Consider the following 21,366-nt stretch of genomic DNA (forward strand, 5'->3'; position numbering starts at 1 on the left):
GTGGTGGCCGTGTTCGACCGCTTCCGCCGACCCCGTGAGCCCGAGTTCGTCTTCGTCGTCACGTTCGGCCGGTCCGGCTCGACCCTGATCCAGGGACTGCTCAACACCCTTCCGCGCACGCTGGTCCGGGGCGAGAACGGCTTCTTCCTCGGCGGCTTCTTCGCCGGTACGTCGGCCGCGACCGCCTTCGCCGAGCGGCATGCCAAGCATCGGCCGGGGAAACCGGTCAGCGCCTTCTACGGCGTCCGCGCGCTGACCCCGGAGCGCTTCGCCCGTCATGTGCGGGCGCTCTCGACCGAGGTGCTCCTCGGCAAGCAGGACCCGCGCGGCATCGACCGCCTCGGGTTCAAGGAGGTGCTCTGGCACCAGATCGAGGAGGCGGACACCGCGGCCTTCTTCGACTGGTTCGACCTCGTCTTCCCCGGCGCGAAGTACGTGCTCAACACCCGCAACGTCTCCGACGCACTGGGCTCGGGCTTCTGGCAGAAGCGCGACCCCGACCATGCGGTCTCCGCCACCGCCCGGGTCCAGGAGATCCAGGCGTTCCTCCGCGAGACCCGCTCCGAACGGGTCTTCGACACGTCGTACGAGGTGATCACGGGCGACGACGTCGCCGCCTCCGACGCGCAGTTGCGCGGGCTCGCCACCTTCGTCACCGGCGGCTGCAGCGACGAGCTCCTCGCCGAGCTCCGGGCGACGCTCGCCGTCGGGCACGGGCCCGCGCCCTTCGGCAAGTCGCGGGCCGACTCGCGTGGCTGAACGGGTCGTCCTCCACGTCGGACTGATGAAGTCCGGCACGAGCTACCTCCAGCGCCGTCTCGGCTCCGCCGCCGACCCCCTGGCCGCAGCCGGCGTCCTCTTCCCCGGCCCGGAGTGGCGGGTCCAGGTGGACGCGGTCGGCGACGCTCTCGGCCGCGGTACCGGACAGGAGCCGATGGCCACCGGCGCCTGGCACCGCCTGGTCGCGGAGATCGACGCCCACCCGGGGACCGCGATCGTCTCGATGGAGTGGCTCACGCCCTCGCCGGCAGCCAAGCTCGCCCGGGTCGTGGAGTCCTTCCCGAGCTCACGGGTGGAGGCGGTGGTCACCGTCCGCGACCTCGGCCGCACCGTCCCCTCGATGTGGCAGGAGTCGCTCAAGAACGGCCGGTCCCACACCTTCGCCGACTACGTGACCGACGTACGCCGACGGGCCGGTCGCACCAGCTTCTGGAACGAGCAGGACGCCGGTTCCGTCGTGGCCAAGTGGGCCGGCCTCGTCGGTGTGGACGCGACCACCGTCGTGACGCTGCCACCGCCCGGGGCCGACCGCGAGCTGCTCTGGCAGCGGTTCTGCGAGGCCGCCGGCATCGACCCCGCTGCGGCCGCGCCGGTGCCCTCGTCCAACGAGTCGCTCAGCGCCGAGGCCGCCGAGGTGCTGCGTCGGGTCAACCTCGCCCTCGAGCCGGTCGGCCTCTCGGCGTCGGACTACTCCCGCCTGGTGAAGTTCCCCCTCGCCAAGGGAGTGCTGTCCGCGCGACGCCCCGGTGAGCAGGCGATCGGGTTCCGTGCTCGCCGGTGGGTGCAGGCACTGGCCCGCGAGCAGCAGCAGGTGATCGCCGCGACCGGTGTCCGGATCGTCGGCGATCTCGCCGACCTCGAGGCACGGTCGGTCCCCGGCCGGCTCCTGCGGGGTGCGCGATGAGGCTCTTCGGGCGGTCGGCGAAGCCGGGCCAGGAGGCGGAGACGACCGAGCCGGCGGCGTACGAGCCACGCGGGGGCAGTGCGCGGATCGCGGCCCTGACCATGGCCCGCGACGAGGGCGCGATGCTGCGCCGGTGGGTGGAGCATCACGCGGGTCTCGTCGGGCTCGAGGCGGTCGTGGTCCTCGACGACCACAGCGTCGACGGATCGACGGACGGACTGGGGTGCACCGTCCACCACCTGCCCGACCTCGACGGGCTGCCCTTCGAGCGGACCCGGATGACGCTCGTGAGCAAGTTCGCGGAGGCGCTGCTGGTCGTGCACGACTACGTCGTCTTCCTCGATGCCGACGAGTTCCTTGCGCTCGGCCCGGACTATCCGACGCTCTCGGCGCTGCTCGCCACCCGCGGCTGGCCGGCCGCGCTCGGACCGCTGGGCCTCAACGTCGTGCACCTTCCAGGGGAGCCGCCGCTGGACCTCGACCAGCCGCTCCTGGCACAGCGCGCCGGGGCGGTCTTCACGCCGCTGATGTGCAAGCCGGTGCTCAAGCGGACCGAGGCCGCCTGGGCGAGGGCCTCGCATGCGCTGCGTGCCCCGTACGCGGTCGACCCCGGGCTGTTCCTGCTCCACCTGAAGTTCGCCGACCGCGACCGGCTCGCCACGATGGCTGCCCGACGCCACGACGCCTTCCGCACCCAGGGCCGCGCACGCGGCTCGAGCTGGGAGTCCGAGGCCGACGACATCGTCGCCGCGCTCGACCGCGCGGTCGCCGGCGTCAACGCGGCTGAGCTGCCCGCTCTCGCGCCGGAGACGCTCGACCTCGACGCCCTCGTCACCGAGCAGGACGGAGTCTGGCGACCGCCCCGCGAGGGCCAGCTCCAAGCCCTCGCCCGGGGGCCGGTGGTCGCGATCCCGACACTAGGATCCTCGCTGTGACGCGCCCGCTCTTCGTCCATCTCGGGACCAGCAAGTCCGGCACCTCCTCTCTCCAGGCCGGGATCTGGAACTCGGTCGAGGCGATGGCGGCGGCCGGTGTCGGGCTGCCGTTCCGCACCCGGGGCGCCCACCTCGACGGACTGCTGCGTCCGCTCGGCTGGCGACCGGTCGATGCCTTCGACGGCGCCGTCGACGAGGCCTTGCTGGCCGGGGTGCCCGCACGCTTGCGGGAGACGCCCGGCGACCTCCTGCTGGTGACCAACGAGGACCTCGCGGAGGTCGGTCCCTCCCAGGCGGCACGCATCGTCGAGCTGGCCTCCGAGGCCGACCTCGAGGTCCACCTCGTCCTCACCATGCGGGGCTGGGCCGACCAGATCCCCAGCGAGTACCAGCAGTTCATCAAGCACCGGATGACGCTCACCTACCCGGAGTTCCTTGGCGACGTACGACGCCACAGCGATGGTTCGGGAGGGGAGTGGGCCGAGCGGTACTGGCGCCGCCAGGACCCGGGCCGCATCCTCGACGCGTGGGCCGGGCTCGTGCCGGCCGAGCGCACCCACGTCATCTCCGTGCCGCCGTTCAAAGTGGACCCCGACGGCGTCTTCCGGATGATGGGGGAGGCCGTCGGCTTCGACGACTCGGTCATCGAGCGCCCGACGCGTGCCCTCAACTCCTCCTACGGCGTTGTCGAGGCCGAGGTGTGGCGCCGGGTCAACCTCGCCCTCGGCGACCGCCTCCCCGACTTCGTCCGCGACTACGGCCGCAACGTCCGCTACCCGTTCGTGCTCGGCTCCCTGCCCACTCAGGCGAGCGCTCGGTTCACGCTGCCGCCGGAGGAGCTCGGCTGGGTCACCGAATATGCGCAGCGCTCCATCGACGAGCTCCGCTCGCGTGCGTACGTCGTCCACGGCGACCTCGACGGGCTGCTGCCCCGCGAGGGGGTCGCGAAGCCTCTCGTCGTTCCCACGACCGAGGAGGTGGCCGAGGCCGCGGTGAAGCTCGTCGCCGACTTCGCCGTCTACACGAGCGGCCGGGTCGAGCGGATCCGCGCCCAAGGGCACGCCCAGGGCCGGGCGTCGGCCGAGGCGGAGAAGCCGCGCCGCCGCCGATGGCTGCGGTGAGGCGCCGATGAGCTGGTTCCGTCGGCGTACGGCTCGGATCGCCGCCCTGACGATGGTGCGCGACGAGGCCGAGATGCTGCCGCGCTGGTTGGCCTACTACGGCGACCAGCTCGGCGCCGACCAGCTCGTCGTCGTCGACCACGGCTCGACCGACGGCTCGACGGACGACCTGCCGTGCCGGGTGATCCGCGACCCCGACCTCGGCGAGGTGGAGTTCGAGCGCGGCCGGATGCGCTACCTCAGCTCGGTCGCGACGGACCTGCTGCGCACGCACGATGCCGTGCTCTTCACCGACTGTGACGAGTTCCTGCTACCGGACCCCTCCCGCTACGAGGGCCTGGTCGATCTGGTCTCCCGCCGCCGGGATGACGTCATCGCAGGGATCGGCTTCAACCTGGTCCACCGCTTTGTCGGCCCGTCCGCGGAAGCGCCGCTCGACCCCGCCCGGCCGGTCCTCGAGCAGCGCCGCAACGGCTTCGTGATCCCACGCCTCTCGAAGCCGTCGATCAAGCGGGTCCCGGCCGGCTGGCGCTTCGCCTCGCACGGCATCAACACCCGCTTCGCCCCGTCCGCCGACGCGCTCCTCCTCCACCTCAAGTACGCCGACGCCGACCTGCTCCGCACGACCGGCGACCGTCGCCGGGCGATCCACGCCTCCACCGGGCTGGGGCCGAAGAGCGCCTGGGCGAAGTCGGGCGACGAGCTGGTCGCGGAGCTCGAGGCGGTGCTGGCCGACCGGCCCGAGCCGCACGAGCTCGATCTGGCCTCCCTCGACGTCTCCGGACTGGTCCACCAGCGCGGCGAGGCGTGGGAGACCACCGGCCTGCGCGAGCTGGTCGAGATGCAGGAGGGCGAGCTCGTCCGACTGCCGGACCGCTTCCGCGGCCTGGTCTGAAGCCGCTAGGTTACTGGCGAGTAATCGAATGGAAAGGCAGCCCGTGAGCACGACCTCTGCGTCCAAGACGGACAGTGGCAACTTCTTCGAGGACTTCGCGATCGGGCAGGTGATCCAGCATGCGACGCCGCGCACGGTCACCGAGGGCGACCGCGCGGTGTACGGCTCGATCTACCCGACGCGTTTCGCGATCCCGTCGTCCGCTGCGTTCGCGGCCTCCGTGGGCCTCCGGGCGCACCCGGTCGAGGACCTGATCGCCTTCCACATCGCGTTCGGCAAGACCGTCCCCGACATCTCCCTCAACGCGGTGGCCAACCTCGGCTACGCCGAGTGCCGCTTCCACCAGCCCGTGCTTCCCGGGGAGACGCTCTCCACGAGCTCCGAGGTCATCGGGCTCAAGCAGAACTCCAACGGCAGGAGCGGCGTCGTCTACGTCCGATCCACCGCCGTCAACCAGGCCGGAGAGACGGCGCTCGAGTGGGCGCGGTGGGTGATGGTGCACAAGCGGGATGCCGAGGCCGCCGCCCCGGAGACGGTGATCCCGGAGCTCGCCTCCGTGGTCGACCCGAAGGAGCTCGTCATCCCCGACGGCCTCGACTTCACGGCGTACGACTTCGCCGCCGCCGGCGAGGCGCACCGCTTCGACGACTACGAGGTGGGGGAGAGGATCGACCACGTCGACGGCGTCACCCTCACCGAGTCCGAGCACCAGCAGGCGACCCGGTTGTGGCAGAACACCGCCAAGGTGCACTTCAACAAGGAGGCCCGCCCCGACGGCCGCAACCTCGTGTACGGCGGTCACATCATCAGCCTGGCAAGGGCTCTGAGCTTCAACGGGTTGGCGAACGCCCAGCTGATCGCCGCGATCAACGCGGGCTCGCACGTGGCCCCGGCCTTCGCCGGTGACACCGTCTACGCGTGGTCCGAGGTGCTCGAGAAGGCAGAGACGTCCGCTCCCGGCGTGGGTGCGCTGCGGCTCCGGCTGGTCGCCACCCGCGGTCGCGACGAGTCCATGACCCTCCGCAACGAGGAGGGGAAGTACGCCGACGGCGTGCTGCTCGACCTCGACCTGTGGACGTTGGTGCCTCGATGAGCGCGAGCCCCGCCCCAGGCACCCGCGCCGTCCTGGTCTCCGGCTCGGCCAACGGCATCGGCGCTGCCACCGTCCGGCGCTTCGCCGCCGCCGGCTGGTTCGTCGGCATCTACGACATCGACGCCGCCGGCGCCGAGCGCCTCGCCGACGAGCTCAACGCCGAGCGACCCGGGTCGGCCGTCGCGGGCCGACTCGACGTCACCTCGATCGAGCAGTGGGAGGTCATCGTCGCCGAGTTCGTGGCCGCGGCCGGCGGACGACTCGACCTGCTGGTCAACAACGCGGGCATCCTGCGCGGGGGTCGCTTCGCCGACCTGCCGATCGCCGCGCACCACGCGACGATCGCGATCAACGTCGACGGCGTGATCAACGGCTGCTATGCCGCCCACCCGCATCTCGCGGCGACCCCCGGGTCGGGCGTGATCAACCTGTGCAGTGCGAGCGCGATCTACGGACAGGCCGAGCTGGCGGCGTACAGCGCCTCCAAGTTCGCCGTCCGCGGGCTCACCGAGGCGCTCGAGCTCGAGTGGCGCAAGGAGGGCATCCGGGTGCAGGGCGTCTGGCCGCTCTTCGTGGACACGGCGATGACCGAGGGCCTCCACATCGGCAGCACGGACACGCTCGGCGTGAACCTCACGCCGGCCGACGTCGCCGACCAGATCCTCGCGATGGCGCAGCCGCCGCGCGGCCTGCTCGGAAGGCTGCGGCCGCCGAAGGTGCACACCGCCGTCGGTGCTCCAGCACGCATCTTCCAGACGCTGGCCGACCTCGGCCCGAGCTTCGTGGTGCGTGAGGTCAACAGGCGGATCACCCACTCCTGAGCGGCCTCCCGCCCTCGCTAGACTCGGCGGACCATGACTCCCAACCTCCTGATCGCGGGCGTGCAGAAGGCCGGGACGACCTGGCTCCACAGCATGCTCGCCGAGCACCCCGACTTCGCGATGTCGAAGCCGAAGGAGCTCAACCACCTCCGCACTCCCGAGGCGCGGTTCCACGAGGGCTGGGACGACTACCTCCGGCACTGGGCGGGTCGGTCCGAGCGGTTCCGCGGCGAGTCGACCCCGCACTACTTCTGGGCCCCTGACCCGGTGTGGGGACCGAAGGGCGGCATCAACGTCGCGCGCCGGGTGGCCGAGCACCTCGACCCGGAGGCCCAGGTGATCGTGATCCTGCGCGATCCGGTCTCGCGCGCGGTCTCGTCCTACTGGCACCAGTTCTCCCGCGGCCGGTTCGATCCGTCCACCACCGGGATCCTCCGGGCGCCCGCCCACTGGGGAATCGTCGACCTGGGCTTCTACAGCCGCCACTACGCACAGTGGGCCGGCGAGCTCGGCGCCGAACGCGTGCACGTCCTGCTCTACGACGACCTCGTCAGTGACCCCGACGCCTTCCTGCGACAGGCATTGACCGTGCTCGGTGCCCGCGTCGACGTGCCCGAGTTCTGGGACGTGATCGACGTCCACGCGCGGGTGCACGACAAGAGCTGGGTCAAGGAGTTCCGCGCAGCGCACGACCCCGTCACCGAGGCCGAGATCGCCGCTCTCGTCGAGATCTACCGGGACGAGGTCGCCTGGGTGGAGAGCCATCTCGGCCGCAGCCTGCCCGCCTGGTCCGACCGCGAGGCGCTGATCACCAAGCACGCACACAGCTCCGGCGAGCCCGGGCCGTGGGTGGCAGATCCCGCCACTGTGCCCGAATGGCAGCGCGCCCTCAACCGCGAGAGGAAACGACGTGAGCGCAACGCTGCACCTCGTCCGTCACGGCGCGACTGAGTGGTCGGAGGCCGGGCGGCACACCAGCCGCACGGACCTGCCGCTGCTGCCCTCGGGTGTCGAGATGGCGCGCTCCCTGGCGCGTCGCCTGGAGGGGACGACGTACGACCTCGTGCTGACCTCGCCGCGGCAGCGCGCCCGCAACACGGCCATGCTCGCGGGCTTCCCGGATGCGGTGGTCGATGAGGACCTCGTCGAGTGGGACTACGGCGACTACGAGGGTGTGACGACCGACGTCATCCGCGAGACCGATCCTGAGTGGACGATCTGGACTGGCGTCACGCCGGGCGGGGAGAGTGCTGAGGCCCTGACCGAGCGGCTCGACCGGGTCGTCGCGCGGGTGCGTGCGACCGACGGCACCGCGCTGGTCTTCGCCCACGGCCACTGCCTGCGTGCACTCACCGCCCGCTGGCTCGGGCTGCCGGTCTCGGAGGGACGGCTGTGGCGGCTCGACACCTCCACGCTCTCGGTGCTGGGCGCCGAGCGCGAGCAACCGGTGATCCTTCGCTGGAATTCCTGACTGGAAACACACCGCCCCTAATCTTGGCGGGTGCGCATCGACCTCCACACCCATTCGCGGGTGAGTGACGGAACCGATACGCCGACCGAGCTCGTCCACGCTGCTGCGCGTGCCGGTCTCGATGTCATCGGCCTCACCGACCACGACACGACCGACGGCTGGGCCGAGGCTGCCGTTGCCGCTGCGGAGGCCGGGATCGGGCTGGTCCAGGGCCTCGAGCTCAGCACGCGGTACGACGGCCACGGCGTGCACCTGCTCGGGTATCTGCCCGACCCGACCTACCCTCCGCTGCTCGACGAGCTCGGCCGGATCCTCGAGGGGCGCGATGGGCGCGTCGAGCGGATGGTGCACCGGCTCAACTCGCTGGGGTTGGCGATCACGGTGGAGGACGTGCGTGCCGAGTCTGCCGACGCCGTCTCGACCGGCCGCCCTCACGTGGCCGACGCGCTCGTCCGGCTCGGGCACGTCCTCGACCGCGACGAGGCGTTCTCGCGCTACCTCGGATGGGGGAAGCCGGCCAACGTGCACCGCTACGCCTCGGACCTGGTCGAGATGATCCGCGTTGTGACGGCGGCGGGAGGCGTCGCGGTGATCGCCCACCCGTGGGGACGCTCCAGCACCCGGCTGACCGAAGCCGACTTCGCGGCACTCCAGGAGATCGGGCTGGTCGGCCTCGAGGTGGACCATCAGGACCACACGCCGTCGATGCGTCAGGAGCTTCGCGCCATCGCGCTCAACCTCGGCCTGGTCATCACAGGCTCCAGTGACCACCACGGTCTCGGCAAGAAGGGGCACGACCTCGGCGTGAACACCACCGACCCCTCAGAGCTGGACCGGCTCCTCGCAGCGGCCGCCGCGTCGGCTGTCGCCAGTGGACGACGTACGCCTGAGATGGTGAGGCCGGCATGAACATCACCCTCGCGGTCGAGGTCTTCGTGACCCTCTTCGTGATCATGGACCCGGTCGGCACCGTGCCGGTCTTCCTGTCGCTGACCGCCGGGCGCACGTCCGTGATGGCGCGGCGGGCGGCCTGGCAGGCGGTGCTGGTCGCGTTCTTCGTCATCGTGGTCTTTGCGATCTTCGGGCAGGGGATCCTCGACTACCTCGGGATCACGCTGCCCGCGATGCAGGCCTCTGGGGGCCTGCTCCTGCTCCTCGTCGCCCTCGAGCTGCTCACAGGCGACGAGGACGAGAACTCCCTGACCCAGGGCAAGGCGAAGAACGTCGCCCTCGTGCCTCTCGGCACCCCGCTGCTCGCCGGGCCCGGCGCGATCGTCGCGACGATGCTCTTCGTGCACCGGGTCGACGGGTTCTCCGACGGCGTGGCCGTCGCGCTCGGCATCGTCGCCGTGCACGTGTCGTTGTGGCTGGCGATGCGCTTCTCACTGCCGCTGCAACGGCTGCTCCGCGAGAGCGGCATCCTGCTCGTCACCCGCATCGCCGGTCTGCTCCTCGCGGCCATCGCGGTGCAGATGGTCGCCGATGCGGTGAAGGCGTTCATCGAGGCCGGCTGAGCTACTTCCGCCTGAGCTACTTCCGGCCGAGCGACTGGAAGCGCTGCAGCACGCCACGCGGGATGAGCTTGGACGCCCCGACGACAGCCTTGTAGCGGACGCTCGGGATCGAGAAGGCCTTGCCCTTCTCGTGGTCCGCGAGCGCCTCGGCCACCAGGTCGTCGACGTCGAGCCACATGAAGCTCGGCGCGCTGTCGCGGCCGACACCCATCCGCTGGTGGAACTCCGTCTTCGTGAAGCCCGGGCACAGCGCGGTCACGGTCACGCCCTGGTCACGGTACTCGTTGTGCGCCCACTCGCTGAAGGAGTTCACCCACGCCTTCGCCGCGCTGTAGGTACCCCGCGGCAGGAAGCCGGCGACGCTCGAGACGTTGATGATGTTCGCCTTCACCGAGAGCGCGGCGTGCGAGAGGCGCAGCACGGCCGTGACCAGGACCTCGAGCATCTCCGTCTCCTGGTCGGCCGTGTTGTCCGCGAAGCGCTGCTTCAGTCCGAAGCCGGCGTTGTTGATGAGCAGGTCGATCGGCTTCTCGGTGGAGGCGACACGCTCCTCGACCCCCTTGAGCTGGATGCGGTCGGTCAGGTCCGCGGGCAGGATCTCGACAGTCACGCCGTACGTCGACTGCAACTCCTCCCCGGTGGCAACCAGCCGCGCCTCGTCCCGCGCGACGAGCACGAGATCATGTCCGCGTGCGGCAAGCTGCTGGGCGAAGGAGAGTCCGATGCCGGCGGTCGCGCCGGTAATGAGGGCGGTGGGCATGGGCTCGAGCCTAGGCCCATGCGTTCGGTCGACACTGACGCATTGGTGGTGACCGTGACCAACTGCGGCCGGGAGTGGGTCATGGTCAGAACCGATGCCGCAGTGGCCGCCGGGGGAATCCGGCCCGCGGGACCGGCTGCCGAGGGTGCGCCTCCTGGGGCATGATGGGCGGCGCCATGACGATCACACTCGCAGTCGCCAACCAGAAGGGCGGCGTCGCCAAGACGACGTCCGTCGCGTCGCTGGGGGCTGCCCTCGCCGAGCTCGGCCAGAAGGTGCTGCTCGTCGACCTGGACCCGCAGGCCTGCCTGACCTTCAGCCTGGGCGTGGACCCCGAGGACGTCGAGGTCTCGGTCCACCAGGTGCTGACCAAGGGCACCGCCCCGGCCGAGGTGATCCTCGAGACCGAGGACGGCGTCGACCTGCTGCCGGCGACGATCGAGCTCGCCCGCGCAGAGGCCGACCTGCTCACGCGCACCGGCCGCGAGCACGTGATCAAGGGGTCGCTCGAGGAGCTCGCCGAGGGCCGGGAGGCCTACGACTGGATCCTGCTCGACTGCCCACCCTCCCTCGGGGTGCTCACCGTGGCAGCCCTGACGGCGGCGGACGGCGTGCTCATCCCGCTGCAGTGCGAGACGCTGTCCCACCGTGGTGTCGGACAGCTGCTCGACACCGTCCACGACGTGCGCCGCTTCACCAACAAGGGCCTCGAGGTCTGGGGCGTGCTGCCGACTCTCTTCGACGGCCGCACGAACCACTCCCGCACCGTGCTCGACACGATCAGCGAGACCTACGACCTCGATGTCGTCGAGCCGCCGATCCCGAAGACGATCAAGTTCGCCGAGGCTCCCGCCGCCGGCCGCTCGATCCTCGCGACCAGCCGCTCCAGCAAGGGCGCGAAGGCCTACCGCGAGGTGGCCGCCAACCTGCTCAAGCGCGCCTCGCCAAAGTCGTAACCCGCGGGTGACACGCCCGGCCTAGAGTGGCCGGCATGGCGAATCACGCGCTCGATCCCCTCTCCGCCGACGAGATCCGCCGTGTGACGGCCGTTCTGCAACGGGATAAGGGGTTCGGGCCGGGGTGGGCGATGGCCTTCGTCGAGGCGGTCGAGCCCACGCGGCGCCAGCTGCGTGAGGGTGCTCCTGTCGACCGGCGTGCGCACGCAGTCGTGTGGCAGAGGCCGGAGGGGACGGCGTACCGCGCCCTGATCTCGCTCGCCGACGACCCTGCCGGCGACGCGATCAGCAGCTGGGAGCAGCTCGAGGGCGTGCAGCCCAACATGACCGACACGGACTGGGAGGTCACCGACCAGGTCCTGCGCGGTCACCCCGACCTCCTCGCCGCCCTCGCCGAGCGCGGCATCGAGTCCGACGACGACGTGCTCTTCGACATGTGGGCCTTCGGCGGCCATCTCATCCCCGAGCGGTACGCCGGCAAGCGGGTCGGCTGGGTGGACCTCTGGGTCCGCGGCTCGGAGAACGGCAACCCGTACGCACACCCGATCCCCGGCATCACGCCGATCCTCGACCTCAATGCCGGCGAGCTCCTCGAGATCGAGGTCCACGGCACCTCTGGTGCCCACGGGCCCAGCCTGCCGACCGTCTTCGCGCCGGTGATGGGGGAGTACCTCCCGAGGCTCGTGGCCGAGAAGGTCGACGGCTTCGAGGTGCGCACCGATCGCTCCACACTGGACATCGTCCAGCCCGACGGCGCCGGATTCACCGTCGAGGGTCAGGAGCTGGGGTGGCAGCGCTGGAGGATGCGGGTCGGGTTCAACTACCGCGAGGGGCTCACCCTTCACCAGGTCACCTACGACGGTCGCTCCGTCGCTGACCGGCTGAGCTTCGCCGAGATGGTCGTGCCCTATCGCGATGCTGGCTCGCAGCACTTCCGCCGGACGGCGTACGACATCGGCGAGTGGGGCCTGGGCAACATGACCACCTCGCTCGAGCTGGGCTGTGACTGCCTCGGCGAGATCGTCTACCTCGACGCGGTCCTGGCCGACTCGAAGGGCCAACCCAAGGAGATCCGCAACGCCGTCTGCCTCCACGAGGAGGACAGCGGGGTGCTCTGGAAGCACGTCGACTACCGCGCCGGCGCCGAGGTGCGCCGGTCACGCCGGTTCGTCGTCTCGTTCCACACCACCGTCGCGAACTACGAGTACCTCGTCTACTGGCGCTTCTACGAGGACGGCAACATCGAGTGCGAGGTCCGCGCCACCGGGATCATGGTGACGACGCCGTACGACGCCTCCGCCGGTGCTCCTGCCGGGCCGGTCGTCGACCAAGGAACGTATGCGCCCATCCACCAGCACTTCATCGTCGCCCGGCTCGACCTCGCCGTCGACGCTGAGGACGGCAGTGGCAACACGGTCGTGATGACGGAGACCGTGCAGCCGCCCGTCGGACCGGCGAACCCGGACGGGCTCGCACTGCAGGCGACGTCGACGCCGTTGAGGACGGAGGCGGACGGGAAGCAGGACTTCAGCTGGGAGACCCAGCGGGCCTGGAAGGTCACGAACCCCAACAAACAAGGGGGATTGGGTCAAGCGCCGGCCTACAAGCTCGTGCCCGGCGCGGCGATCCCGTCGATGCTCGCCCCCGATTCGCCGGTGCTCGAACGGGCCCGCGTCCTCGAGCACGCGCTCTGGGTCACGCCCTACGCGCCCGACGAGCGTTGGCCCTGTGGTGAGTTCGTCACCCAGTCCACGACGGACACCGGACTCCCGGTGTGGACCCGGGCCGATCGCAGCATCGAGAACACCGACGTGGTGCTCTGGTACACCTTCGGCATCCACCACGTCCCGCGTCCCGAGGACTGGCCGGTGATGCCCGTCGACATCGTCAGCTTCTGGCTCAAGCCCGTCGGCTTCTTCGACCGCAACCCCGCCCTCGACGTCGCGCCGTCCGAGGGCTCGGGAGACCACTGCCACCACCACTGAGGCGCGGGAGCGGATCAGCCCAGGCGGCCGGTGAGGCGGGCGTAGAGCGCCTCGCTCGCCTCGTTGAGCCCGCGGACCTCGACGTCGGTGCCGCGGCCGGCGTACTTCGTCGTGACGGCGTCGAGGGCGGCGACGGTGGAGGCGTCCCAGACGTGGGAGTCGCTGACGTCGATGACGACGCGGGAGGGGTCCTCGGCGTAGTCGAACTGGGCGTAGAGGTCGTTGCTGGAGGCGAAGAAGAGCTCGCCGGTGACGCGGTAGTGCGCCACCGCCGCACCGTCGGCGCTCGTCACCAGTTCTCGCTGTACGTCGGCGAGATGCGCCACACGACGGGCGAAGAGGAGCGCGGCGACGATCACGCCGACCACCACGCCGATGGCGAGGTTGTGGGTCGCGACGACGACGATGACGGTGGTCACCATGACGGTCGTCTCGGAGGCGGGCATCCGGCGGAGCATGCGCAGGCTGTGCCAGTCGAAGGTGCCGACGGCGACCATGATCATCACGCCGGCGAGCGCGGCCATGGGGATCCGGCCGACGACGTCGCCGAGCGCGAGCAGCAGCACCAGCAGGAAGGCGCCGGCGAGGAAGGTCGAGATGCGGGTGCGTGCGCCGGACTGGCGGACGTTGATCATCGTCTGGCCGATCATCGCGCAGCCGCCCATGCCGCCGAAGAGGCCGGTGACGAGGTTGGCGATGCCCTGCCCGCGGGCTTCGCGGTGCTTGTCCGAGTGCGTGTCGGTGAGGTCGTCGACGAACTTCGCCGTCATGAGCGACTCCATCAGGCCGACCAGCGCCATCCCGAGCGCGTAGGGCGCGATGGCCTGGAACGTGTCCCACGTCCACGGCACGTCCGGCAGACCGAACGGCGGCAGGCTGTCGGGCAGGCGGCCCTTGTCACTCACCGTCGGTACGTCGACCGCTGCTGCCCAGGTGATCGCGGTCAGCACGACGATGGCGACGAGGGGCGACGGCACTGCGGTGGTCACCCGCGGAAGGAGCCAGATGATGCCGATCGAGAGGGCCGCGAGGGGATAGACGATCCACGGCACGTCGTGCAGGTTGTCCCACTGGGCGGTGGCGAGCAGGATGCCGAGCGCGTTGACGAAGCCGACCATCACCGACCGCGGCACGAAGCGCATCAGGCGCGCGAGCTGGAGCAGACCCAGCAGGACCTGGAGCAGTCCGGCGAGCAGGACCGTGGCGACGAGGTAGTCGAGGCCGTGCTCCTTCGCGACCGGCGCGACCACCAGGGCGACCGCGCCGGTCGCCGCCGAGATCATCGCCGGACGCCCGCCGACGATCGCGGTGGTGACGGCCATGGTGACCGAGGCGAAGAGCCCCACGCGTGGGTCGACGCCGGCGATCACCGAGAACGAGATCGCCTCGGGGATCAGCGCGAGCGCGACGACGAGGCCGCCGAGCACCTCGATCCGCAGCAGACGCGGTGACCTGAGCGCAGTCCGGACGTCGAGAGGGCGGGGAAGTGCGACCGACACGTCAGGCAGTGCGGGGAGTCAGTCCTGCGCCGGAGCGCTGCTGCCCGAACCGCTCGAACCGCTCGGGCGGCGGCGACGACGGCGGTTGCGCGAGGCGCCGGCCGGCTTCTCGCCCTCGGCAGTCGCGGTGGACGCGGAGCCCTCGGCAGGAGCGGTGGCGGTCGACGTACCGTCGGCGGAGCCGCCGCGCGTGCGGGTCCGGTTGCGGTCCGTGCGCTGGCGGGGAGCGCGGTCGCCCGAGCCGGCCTCGCGGGCGGACGGGCGCTCCTTGCGCCCAGATGATGCAGTCGGCGCGGCCGCTGGCTTAACGCGGCCCTTGGTGCCCTTGACGATCGCGTGGTCGGTGAGGAAGTTCTCGGAGGATGAGTAGGTCTCGGCCGGGTCGTCGAAGTTGAGGTCGAGGGCCTTGTTGATCATCTTCCACTTGTGGAGGTCGGCCCAGTCGACGAACGTCACGGCGATGCCGGAGGCGCCGGCACGGCCGGTACGGCCGATCCGGTGGACATAGGTCTTCTCGTCGTCAGGCGTCGTGTAGTTGATGACGTGGGAGACACCGGTGACGTCGATACCGCGGGCGGCGACGTCGGTGCAGACGAGGATCTGGATCTTGCCGTCACGGAAGCGCTGCATTGCCTTCTCCCGGGCGATCTGGGCCATGTCGCCGTGCAGCGAACCGGCGTTGAAGCCGCGCTCGACGAGGTCGTCGGCGACGCGCTGGGCCTGGCGCTTGGTGCGGGCGAAGACGACGACCTTGTCGACGCCACCCTCCGGGTTGCCCTGGAGCAGGCGGCCGATCATCTCGGGCTTGTCGAGGTCATGGGCCTGGTAGACGTACTGCGTCGTCGTCTTGTGGGTCGCGTTCTCGTAGCTGGCCTCGGCGCGGATGTTCATCGGCGAGACGAGGTGGGTGCGGGCCAGGGCGATGATCGCGGCCGGCATGGTGGCGCTGAAGAGCATCGTCTGACGCGTCTTCGGGGTCTTGGAGAGGATCTTCTCCACGTCGGGGAGGAAGCCCAGGTCGAGCATCTCGTCGGCCTCGTCGAGCACGAGCGTCTTGACCTCGGAGAGGTCGAGGTGCTTGCGGTTGACCATATCGATGATGCGACCCGGCGTACCGACGACGACATCGACGCCGGCCTCGAGGGCCTCGATCTGCGGCTCGAAGCCGACGCCGCCGTAGATCGACATCACACGCAGGCCGAGGTTGGAGGAGATCAGCTCGATGTCACCGAAGACCTGGAGCGCGAGCTCACGGGTCGGGGCGACGATGAGCGCCTGCGGCTTGCCGTTGGCCTGCGCGCCGATGCGCTGCACGGCCGGGATGCCGAAGGCGAGGGTCTTGCCGGTGCCCGTGCGGGCCTGGCCGATCAGGTCGGTGCCGGCGAGGGCGACCGACAGGGTCATCTCCTGGATGGCGAAGGGCTCGATGATCCCCTTGGACTCGAGGGAGTCACAGATCTCGGGCAGGACGCCGAGGTCGCGGAAGGTAGGCATATTTTGTTGGCCGCTTTCAGTTTCGTGACGGATCCGTCACCGGGTTCGTAGCGGCCTCTGTGCCGCCGGACATACAAGAGTCAGTCTATCGGTAGGGTGAGACCGTGGTTGCATCGACGCAGGCTGCAGGGGATCCGTTCACCGATCCGGTCTACAAGGGCGCGGTCGTCGACCTTCTCGGCGCGATCGGCTACGGCGAGATCTCGGCCTTCGAGCGGTTGACGGACGACGCGGCGATGGCGCCCTCACTCGAGGACAAGCTCGCGCTGCTCGCGCTCGCCAATCGGCAGTTCGCCAAGGTCGAACCTGTCCGGGCGCGCCTCGCCGAGCTGACTGAGGACCCGTTCGCCGCGATGGAGCCCTTCCACGAGGCGATCGACTCGTTCCACTCCTTCACCGCCCCCGGCGACTGGTGGGAGGCCCTGGTGAAGGCGTACGTCGGCGACGGCATCGTCGGCGACTTCTACCGTGAGATCTCCGCGTTCCTCGATGAGGAGACGCGTGCCCTGATCACCTCCACGCTGAGTGACGAGGGCGAGACCGACTTCGCCATCGCGCGCATCCGGGCCGGCATCGCCGCCGACCACAAGCTCGGCGGCCGCCTCGCGCTCTGGGGCCGCCGCCTGATGGGTGAGGCGCTCACCCAGACCCAGCACGTCGCCGCGTCACGTGACGCGCTCACCGAGATCCTCGCCGGCAACGCCACGTTCGGTGGCCTGGACCTCGCCGGTATCGGCGAAATGTTCACGAGGGTGACCACCCGTCACATCGAACGGATGGCCACCCTCGGCTTGGAACACTGAGAAGCGGTCAGACCCGGCGGGTGTTGCGGCCCAGCACGGCCGACGCGATCGCGACCAGCACGGCGGTCACCACGATCTGCCACAGGTGACGGATCCAGTCGATGCCGTTCGTGGCGTTGTCCCACGTGGCCTCGTGGCCGTCGAAGGGCTTGTTGTTGCTTCCGGCCACGCCCCAGTAGAGGAAGCTGCCGACGAGCATCCCGATGATGCCGACGACCCACATCGTGAGGAACGAGATGTTGTCCCGGCCGCCGGGCGCGACGAACTTCCCGAGCATGCCGATGATCAGGCCACCGATCAGGGTGGTGATGATGAACCAGACGACGTCCATCGTGGATCCTTTCCGAGCGAGATCGGCGCACGGACGTGCACCATGGTGATCCTGTACCCGGAGAGACGGCTTTAAACAGATCCCATGACGCGGCCGGCCGCCGCGAGGGGCGGGATCAGGCGCGGAAGCCGACCGCGTTCGCCGTGGCCGAGCTGATCTCGACGTACGTGATCTTCGACGCCGGGACGAAGATCTTCTTGCCCTTGCGGTCCGTGAGGGTCAGCAGCGTCTCACCGGCGATCGCGGCGGAAACGGCCGACTCGATCGCGTCGACGGACTCGTCGGTCTCGACGACCAGCTCACGTGCGGCGTACTGGACGCCGATCTTGACCTCCACGGTCACTCCTTCTCGTTGATCATGACTTGGGGTATCCACCGATGCCGCGCCAGGCGAGCGCGGACACAAGGGCTGCGGCCTGCTCGCGTGCGATGCCACCGTCAGCCTCCAGCCAGAACCTAGAGGACTGCTGGGCCATTCCCACCAGCGAGACGGCGAGGAGCAGCGAGGCGGCGCGGGGGAGCCCGGTGTCGTCGGCGATCACGTCGGCGATCGCCTCGGCGCACTCGTTCGTGACCCGGTCGACCTGGTCGCGCACCGCGGGCTCGTTGGTCAGGTCGGACTCGAAGACCAGCCGGAACGCGCCGGACTCGCTGGCGACGTACGCGAAGAAGGCGTCGATGGTGGCATCCACGCGCTGCTTGTTGTCGGTCGTGGAGGCGAGGGCGTCGCGGACCTTCTCGATGACGTGGTCGCACGACTGCTCCAGCAGTGCGAGGTAGAGGTCGAGCTTGCCGGGGAAGTGCTGGTAGAGCACGGGCTTGGAGACACCTGCCCGATCGGCGATGTCGTCCATCGCCGCCGAGTGGTAGCCCTGGGCGACGAAGATCTCGAGTGCCGAGTCGAGGAGCTGCGCACGGCGCTCACGGCGCGGCATCCGGCCGCCGCGGGGGCGCGGACCGAGGTCCCTCGTGTCGTAGTCGGTCGTCACTGCATGTCCTGCTTCCCGCGGGCTCGTCTCAAACATGTGGTCCCTAAAGGCTACTCGTGAGTAGGTGCGGAACAATGGAGGGGTACGCCGGCGTTGCGACCTTGTTCGCGCCCTTTGGAGCTGCGACGTACGCCCAGACCGACAACCAGTGAGGAGAGCGCCGTGACTGTTCCGCCGCTCGTGGAGCCCGCCGACGAGCTCACCATCGACGAGGTGCGCCGCTACAGCCGCCACCTGATCATCCCCGACGTCGGCATGGCCGGCCAGAAGCGGCTCAAGAACGCCAAGGTGCTGGTCATCGGCGCCGGCGGCCTGGGCTCACCGGCCCTGCTCTACCTGGCCGCGGCCGGCGTGGGCACGCTCGGCATCGTGGAGTTCGACGAGGTGGATGAGTCCAACCTGCAGCGCCAGATCATCCACAAGCAGTCGACCATCGGCCAGCCCAAGGCCGAGTCCGCCGCGCAGGCGATCGCCGAGGTCAACCCGTACGTCAACGTGGTGCTGCACAACGAGCGCCTCGACAACGACAACGTCTTCCGGATCTTCGAGGGCTACGACCTCATCGTCGACGGCACGGACAACTTCGCGACCCGCTACATGGTCAACGACGCGGCCTACTTCCTGAAGATCCCGTACGTGTGGGGCTCGATCTACCGCTTCGACGGCCAGGCGTCGGTCTTCGCGCCGACCCTCGTCGACGACGCGCCCTGCTACCGCTGCCTCTACCCGGAGCCGCCGCCCCCCGGCATGGTCCCGTCGTGCGCCGAGGGTGGCGTGCTCGGTGTCCTGTGCGCCTCCATCGGCAGCATCCAGGTGAACGAGGCGATCAAGCTGATCACCGGGATCGGTGACCCCGCGATCGGCAAGCTCGTGGTCTACGACGCGCTCGAGCTGGAGTGGCGCAAGGTCCGTATCCGCAAGGACCCGAACTGCGCGCTCTGCGGTGAGCACCCGACGGTCGACTCGCTGATCGACTACGAGGTCTTCTGCGGCGCCCTCTCCCAGGACGCCGCCGACGCCGCCGCCGGCTCGACGATCTCGGTCGGCACGCTCGAGCACTGGATCAAGGAGCAGTCCGAGGGCGCCCGCGACTTCGTGCTCGTCGACGTACGCGAGCCCAACGAGTACGAGATCAACAAGATCCCGGGCTCGACGCTGCTGCCGAAGGGCGAGTTCCTCACCGGTGCCGCCTTCGACCGCCTCCGTGAGCTCACGCATGACGGCGAGAAGCAGCTCGTGCTGCACTGCAAGTCCGGCGTCCGCTCGGCCGAGTGCCTCGCGATCGCGAAGGGCGCCGGTTACAACGACGCCGTGCACGTCGGCGGCGGCGTAGTCGCCTGGGTCAACCAGATCGACCCCTCGCAGCCGACCTACTGAGGCACTGACCCAGGTCACCCACGATCACCCGTTCGGCTGATACCGGACGGGTGATCGCCGTCCTAGGGTCGGCCACGTGGAGGACCACGTGGTGGACCGCGAAGCGGCGGTGTCGGCGAGGCCGGCGGTGCGACTGGACGACATGCTGATCGCCGGGACGGTGCTGACCGCGCCGGACGGTCAGATGCGCGCCGCCGACCTCAGCCTCGACGAACACGTCCTGCTCGAGGAGCGTGACCTCGTCGACCCGGCGGGCCGTGTCCGTGTCGAACGGCTCGACGCCGGGCCGCTTCGCTGGGGTCCCGCCTCCGTCACCAGCCTGCCGCTCTTCACCGGCGCCGGCTCCGAGTGCCTGCTCGGCTGGCTCCTGTCGGTATCCGTCGACGGTCTCACGCCGAGCCCGGCGACAGTGCGAGCGCTGGCCGGGACGCTGGCCGAGGTGATGGCCGACCGTCGGGTCACGGTCGCAGCCGACAACGAGACCCTGCGTGCGGCCTGGGCGCAGCTCTGCGCCGGGCCCGGTGATGCGTCCCTCCTCGGCTGGGACGTCGACCAGCCCCTCATCGTCCTGGCCGTCGCCCTCGACCCGGTGCACGGGGGCCGGCGGCAGCCCGACCTCGTCGCGCGGGAGCGACTGGCCGAGGCCTGGCGCTCCGAGCTCGATCACTGCGGTGCTCCGGCGCGGCTGATCGACCTCGACGAGCTGCTCATGGCGGTGCTGCCCGTCTCCCTCGTCCCGAGCGTCGACGAGCTGGTCGCCGGGGTGGCGATCGGGCGCCCGTTCAGTGTCGGCGTCAGCCGGGTGGTGGCCGGTGTCGGTGATCTCGGCGAGGCGGCCCGTGAGGCCGAGCGGGCCCTGGCGGTCGGGCGTGATCGGGGTGGCGCGGTGACGACGTACTTCCAGCGGCTGGGGGTCGACCGGCTGCTGGCCCTGGTGCCGGCGTCCGACGCGGCGGCCTACGCCTCGGACATGCTGGGCCCGTTGGCCGCCGACACCTCCGAGGCGGCCGACCTGCGACGCACCCTGCAGCTGCTGCTCGACACTGACTGGAACATCGCCGAGGCGGCCCGCCTGCAGTACCTCCACTACATGACGGTGCGCTTCCGCGTCACGAAGTTCGAGCGCTGGCTGGGCCCGTTGGCCGACGACCCGGCCCGACGGCTCGATGTCGCCGTGGCCCTGCGCATACTGGGCGCGTGGACGTCCCCGACATCAAGCCCGACATCAGTGCGGTGATCGCCGAGCTCGGCCTGGAGCCCCACCCCGAGGGCGGTCACTACCGACAGACGTGGCGCTCGCCGGTGGAGGTGACGCTTGCGGACGGGCGCGTCCGTGCGGCCTCGACGCTGATCTACTTCGCGCTGCCCGCGGGGGAGAGCTCGGCCTGGCACAAGGTCAGCTCCGACGAGTTCTGGATGGCCCACACCGGGGTCGTGCAGCTGCAGTACGGCGGCTCCGGCTCCGTCCCCGTCGACGGGGAGATCGTGCGGGTCGGTGTCGACCTGGCGGCGGGCGAGGTGCCCCAGGCTCACGTACCGGCCGGCGTGTGGCAGCGCACGGTTGTGTCGGAGGTCGATGCCATCGTGAGCTGCATGGTCAGCCCCGGTTTCGACTTCGACGACTTCGCCCTCGCGTGA

Annotated in this window: 23 protein-coding genes; 17 read left to right on the top strand and 6 right to left on the bottom strand. The window is 70.2% G+C overall.

The genetic code is table 11. The annotated features are described in order from the left end of the window. The first annotated feature begins 9 nt into the window (after positions 1–9). From LH076_RS04380 to LH076_RS04430, 11 genes are read left to right on the top strand one after another with little or no spacing between them, the layout of a single operon-like run. The gene (locus LH076_RS04380) at positions 10–759 is read left to right on the top strand and encodes a sulfotransferase (protein WP_227782781.1); all 750 of its coding nucleotides are present in this window, start codon (positions 10–12) and stop codon (positions 757–759) included. Then, entirely contained in the window at positions 752–1,684 is a 933-nt protein-coding gene (locus tag LH076_RS04385) for a hypothetical protein (protein WP_227782782.1), read from the top strand. Before LH076_RS04380 ends, LH076_RS04385 begins: the two co-directional genes overlap by 8 nt. After that, positions 1,681–2,619 carry a glycosyltransferase family 2 protein gene (locus tag LH076_RS04390; RefSeq protein WP_227782783.1) on the top strand — a complete coding sequence of 313 codons (939 nt, stop codon included), beginning with the start codon at positions 1,681–1,683 and terminating at the stop codon, positions 2,617–2,619. Before LH076_RS04385 ends, LH076_RS04390 begins: the two co-directional genes overlap by 4 nt. Beyond that, a complete protein-coding gene (locus tag LH076_RS04395) occupies positions 2,616–3,740 on the top strand; it encodes a hypothetical protein (protein ID WP_227782784.1) in 1,125 nt (374 codons plus the stop codon). Before LH076_RS04390 ends, LH076_RS04395 begins: the two co-directional genes overlap by 4 nt. Before the next feature lie 7 nt (positions 3,741–3,747). Continuing rightward, entirely contained in the window at positions 3,748–4,635 is an 888-nt protein-coding gene (locus tag LH076_RS04400; RefSeq protein WP_227782785.1) for a glycosyltransferase family 2 protein, read from the top strand. Positions 4,636–4,678: 43 nt separating this feature from the next. Beyond that, on the top strand, positions 4,679–5,728 hold the full coding sequence (locus tag LH076_RS04405; protein WP_227782786.1) for a MaoC family dehydratase: 1,050 nt from the start codon (positions 4,679–4,681) through the stop codon (positions 5,726–5,728). Next, a complete protein-coding gene (locus LH076_RS04410) occupies positions 5,725–6,549 on the top strand; it encodes an SDR family oxidoreductase (protein ID WP_227782787.1) in 825 nt (274 codons plus the stop codon). The genes LH076_RS04405 and LH076_RS04410 overlap by 4 nt, the downstream gene beginning before the upstream one ends. 33 nt (positions 6,550–6,582) lie before the next feature. Next, positions 6,583–7,500 (top strand): sulfotransferase family protein, encoded by a 918-nt coding sequence (locus tag LH076_RS04415; protein ID WP_227782788.1) that lies wholly within the window; start codon positions 6,583–6,585, stop codon positions 7,498–7,500. Further along, positions 7,460–8,020 carry a histidine phosphatase family protein gene (locus tag LH076_RS04420; protein WP_227782789.1) on the top strand — a complete coding sequence of 187 codons (561 nt, stop codon included), beginning with the start codon at positions 7,460–7,462 and terminating at the stop codon, positions 8,018–8,020. Before LH076_RS04415 ends, LH076_RS04420 begins: the two co-directional genes overlap by 41 nt. 30 nt (positions 8,021–8,050) lie before the next feature. After that, positions 8,051–8,929 (top strand): PHP domain-containing protein, encoded by an 879-nt coding sequence (locus LH076_RS04425; RefSeq protein WP_227782790.1) that lies wholly within the window; start codon positions 8,051–8,053, stop codon positions 8,927–8,929. Further along, positions 8,926–9,534, top strand: a complete 609-nt coding sequence (locus LH076_RS04430; protein ID WP_227782791.1) for a MarC family protein — start codon at positions 8,926–8,928, stop codon at positions 9,532–9,534. The genes LH076_RS04425 and LH076_RS04430 overlap by 4 nt, the downstream gene beginning before the upstream one ends. 16 nt (positions 9,535–9,550) lie before the next feature. Here the strand turns inward: LH076_RS04430 and LH076_RS04435 are convergent, their stop codons facing one another. Next, a complete protein-coding gene (locus LH076_RS04435) occupies positions 9,551–10,294 on the bottom strand; it encodes an SDR family NAD(P)-dependent oxidoreductase (RefSeq protein WP_227782792.1) in 744 nt (247 codons plus the stop codon). A gap of 176 nt (positions 10,295–10,470) precedes the next feature. On the opposite strand from LH076_RS04435, the gene LH076_RS04440 reads away from it, so the two are divergent. Both LH076_RS04440 and LH076_RS04445 read left to right on the top strand, forming a co-directional pair. Beyond that, positions 10,471–11,250, top strand: coding sequence for a ParA family protein (locus LH076_RS04440; protein ID WP_227782793.1), 780 nt, complete (start codon positions 10,471–10,473; stop codon positions 11,248–11,250). Between the two features lie 35 nt (positions 11,251–11,285). Next, positions 11,286–13,235: a primary-amine oxidase gene (locus LH076_RS04445; RefSeq protein ID WP_227782794.1), complete on the top strand. Its 1,950-nt coding sequence runs from the start codon at positions 11,286–11,288 to the stop codon at positions 13,233–13,235. Between the two features lie 14 nt (positions 13,236–13,249). Here the strand turns inward: LH076_RS04445 and LH076_RS04450 are convergent, their stop codons facing one another. Both LH076_RS04450 and LH076_RS04455 read right to left on the bottom strand, forming a co-directional pair. Next, the gene (locus LH076_RS04450) at positions 13,250–14,734 is read right to left on the bottom strand and encodes a SulP family inorganic anion transporter (RefSeq protein ID WP_227782795.1); all 1,485 of its coding nucleotides are present in this window, start codon (positions 14,732–14,734) and stop codon (positions 13,250–13,252) included. Positions 14,735–14,752: 18 nt separating this feature from the next. Continuing rightward, positions 14,753–16,228, bottom strand: coding sequence for a DEAD/DEAH box helicase (locus LH076_RS04455; protein ID WP_227782796.1), 1,476 nt, complete (start codon positions 16,226–16,228; stop codon positions 14,753–14,755). A gap of 104 nt (positions 16,229–16,332) precedes the next feature. On the opposite strand from LH076_RS04455, the gene LH076_RS04460 reads away from it, so the two are divergent. Continuing rightward, positions 16,333–17,031: a ferritin-like fold-containing protein gene (locus LH076_RS04460; RefSeq protein ID WP_227782797.1), complete on the top strand. Its 699-nt coding sequence runs from the start codon at positions 16,333–16,335 to the stop codon at positions 17,029–17,031. A gap of 7 nt (positions 17,032–17,038) precedes the next feature. Here the strand turns inward: LH076_RS04460 and LH076_RS04465 are convergent, their stop codons facing one another. From LH076_RS04465 to LH076_RS04475, 3 genes are all read right to left on the bottom strand, one after another. Next, entirely contained in the window at positions 17,039–17,362 is a 324-nt protein-coding gene (locus LH076_RS04465; protein WP_227782798.1) for a GlsB/YeaQ/YmgE family stress response membrane protein, read from the bottom strand. 115 nt (positions 17,363–17,477) lie between these two features. Continuing rightward, complete coding sequence (locus tag LH076_RS04470) at positions 17,478–17,699, bottom strand: DUF3107 domain-containing protein (RefSeq protein WP_227782799.1); 222 nt, start codon at positions 17,697–17,699, stop codon at positions 17,478–17,480. A 19-nt stretch (positions 17,700–17,718) separates the two neighbouring features. Continuing rightward, on the bottom strand, positions 17,719–18,297 hold the full coding sequence (locus LH076_RS04475) for a TetR/AcrR family transcriptional regulator (RefSeq protein ID WP_227783571.1): 579 nt from the start codon (positions 18,295–18,297) through the stop codon (positions 17,719–17,721). Between the two features lie 216 nt (positions 18,298–18,513). Between LH076_RS04475 and moeZ the strand changes: the two genes are divergently transcribed. From moeZ to LH076_RS04490, 3 genes are all read left to right on the top strand, one after another. Further along, positions 18,514–19,728 carry an adenylyltransferase/sulfurtransferase MoeZ gene (moeZ, locus tag LH076_RS04480; protein ID WP_227782800.1) on the top strand — a complete coding sequence of 405 codons (1,215 nt, stop codon included), beginning with the start codon at positions 18,514–18,516 and terminating at the stop codon, positions 19,726–19,728. Between the two features lie 76 nt (positions 19,729–19,804). Further along, positions 19,805–20,965: a PucR family transcriptional regulator gene (locus tag LH076_RS04485; RefSeq protein ID WP_227782801.1), complete on the top strand. Its 1,161-nt coding sequence runs from the start codon at positions 19,805–19,807 to the stop codon at positions 20,963–20,965. Further along, positions 20,926–21,366, top strand: coding sequence for a cupin domain-containing protein (locus LH076_RS04490; protein WP_227782802.1), 441 nt, complete (start codon positions 20,926–20,928; stop codon positions 21,364–21,366). Before LH076_RS04485 ends, LH076_RS04490 begins: the two co-directional genes overlap by 40 nt.

The organism is Nocardioides sp. Kera G14 (assembly GCF_020715565.1).
Lineage (GTDB): Bacteria > Actinomycetota > Actinomycetes > Propionibacteriales > Nocardioidaceae > Nocardioides.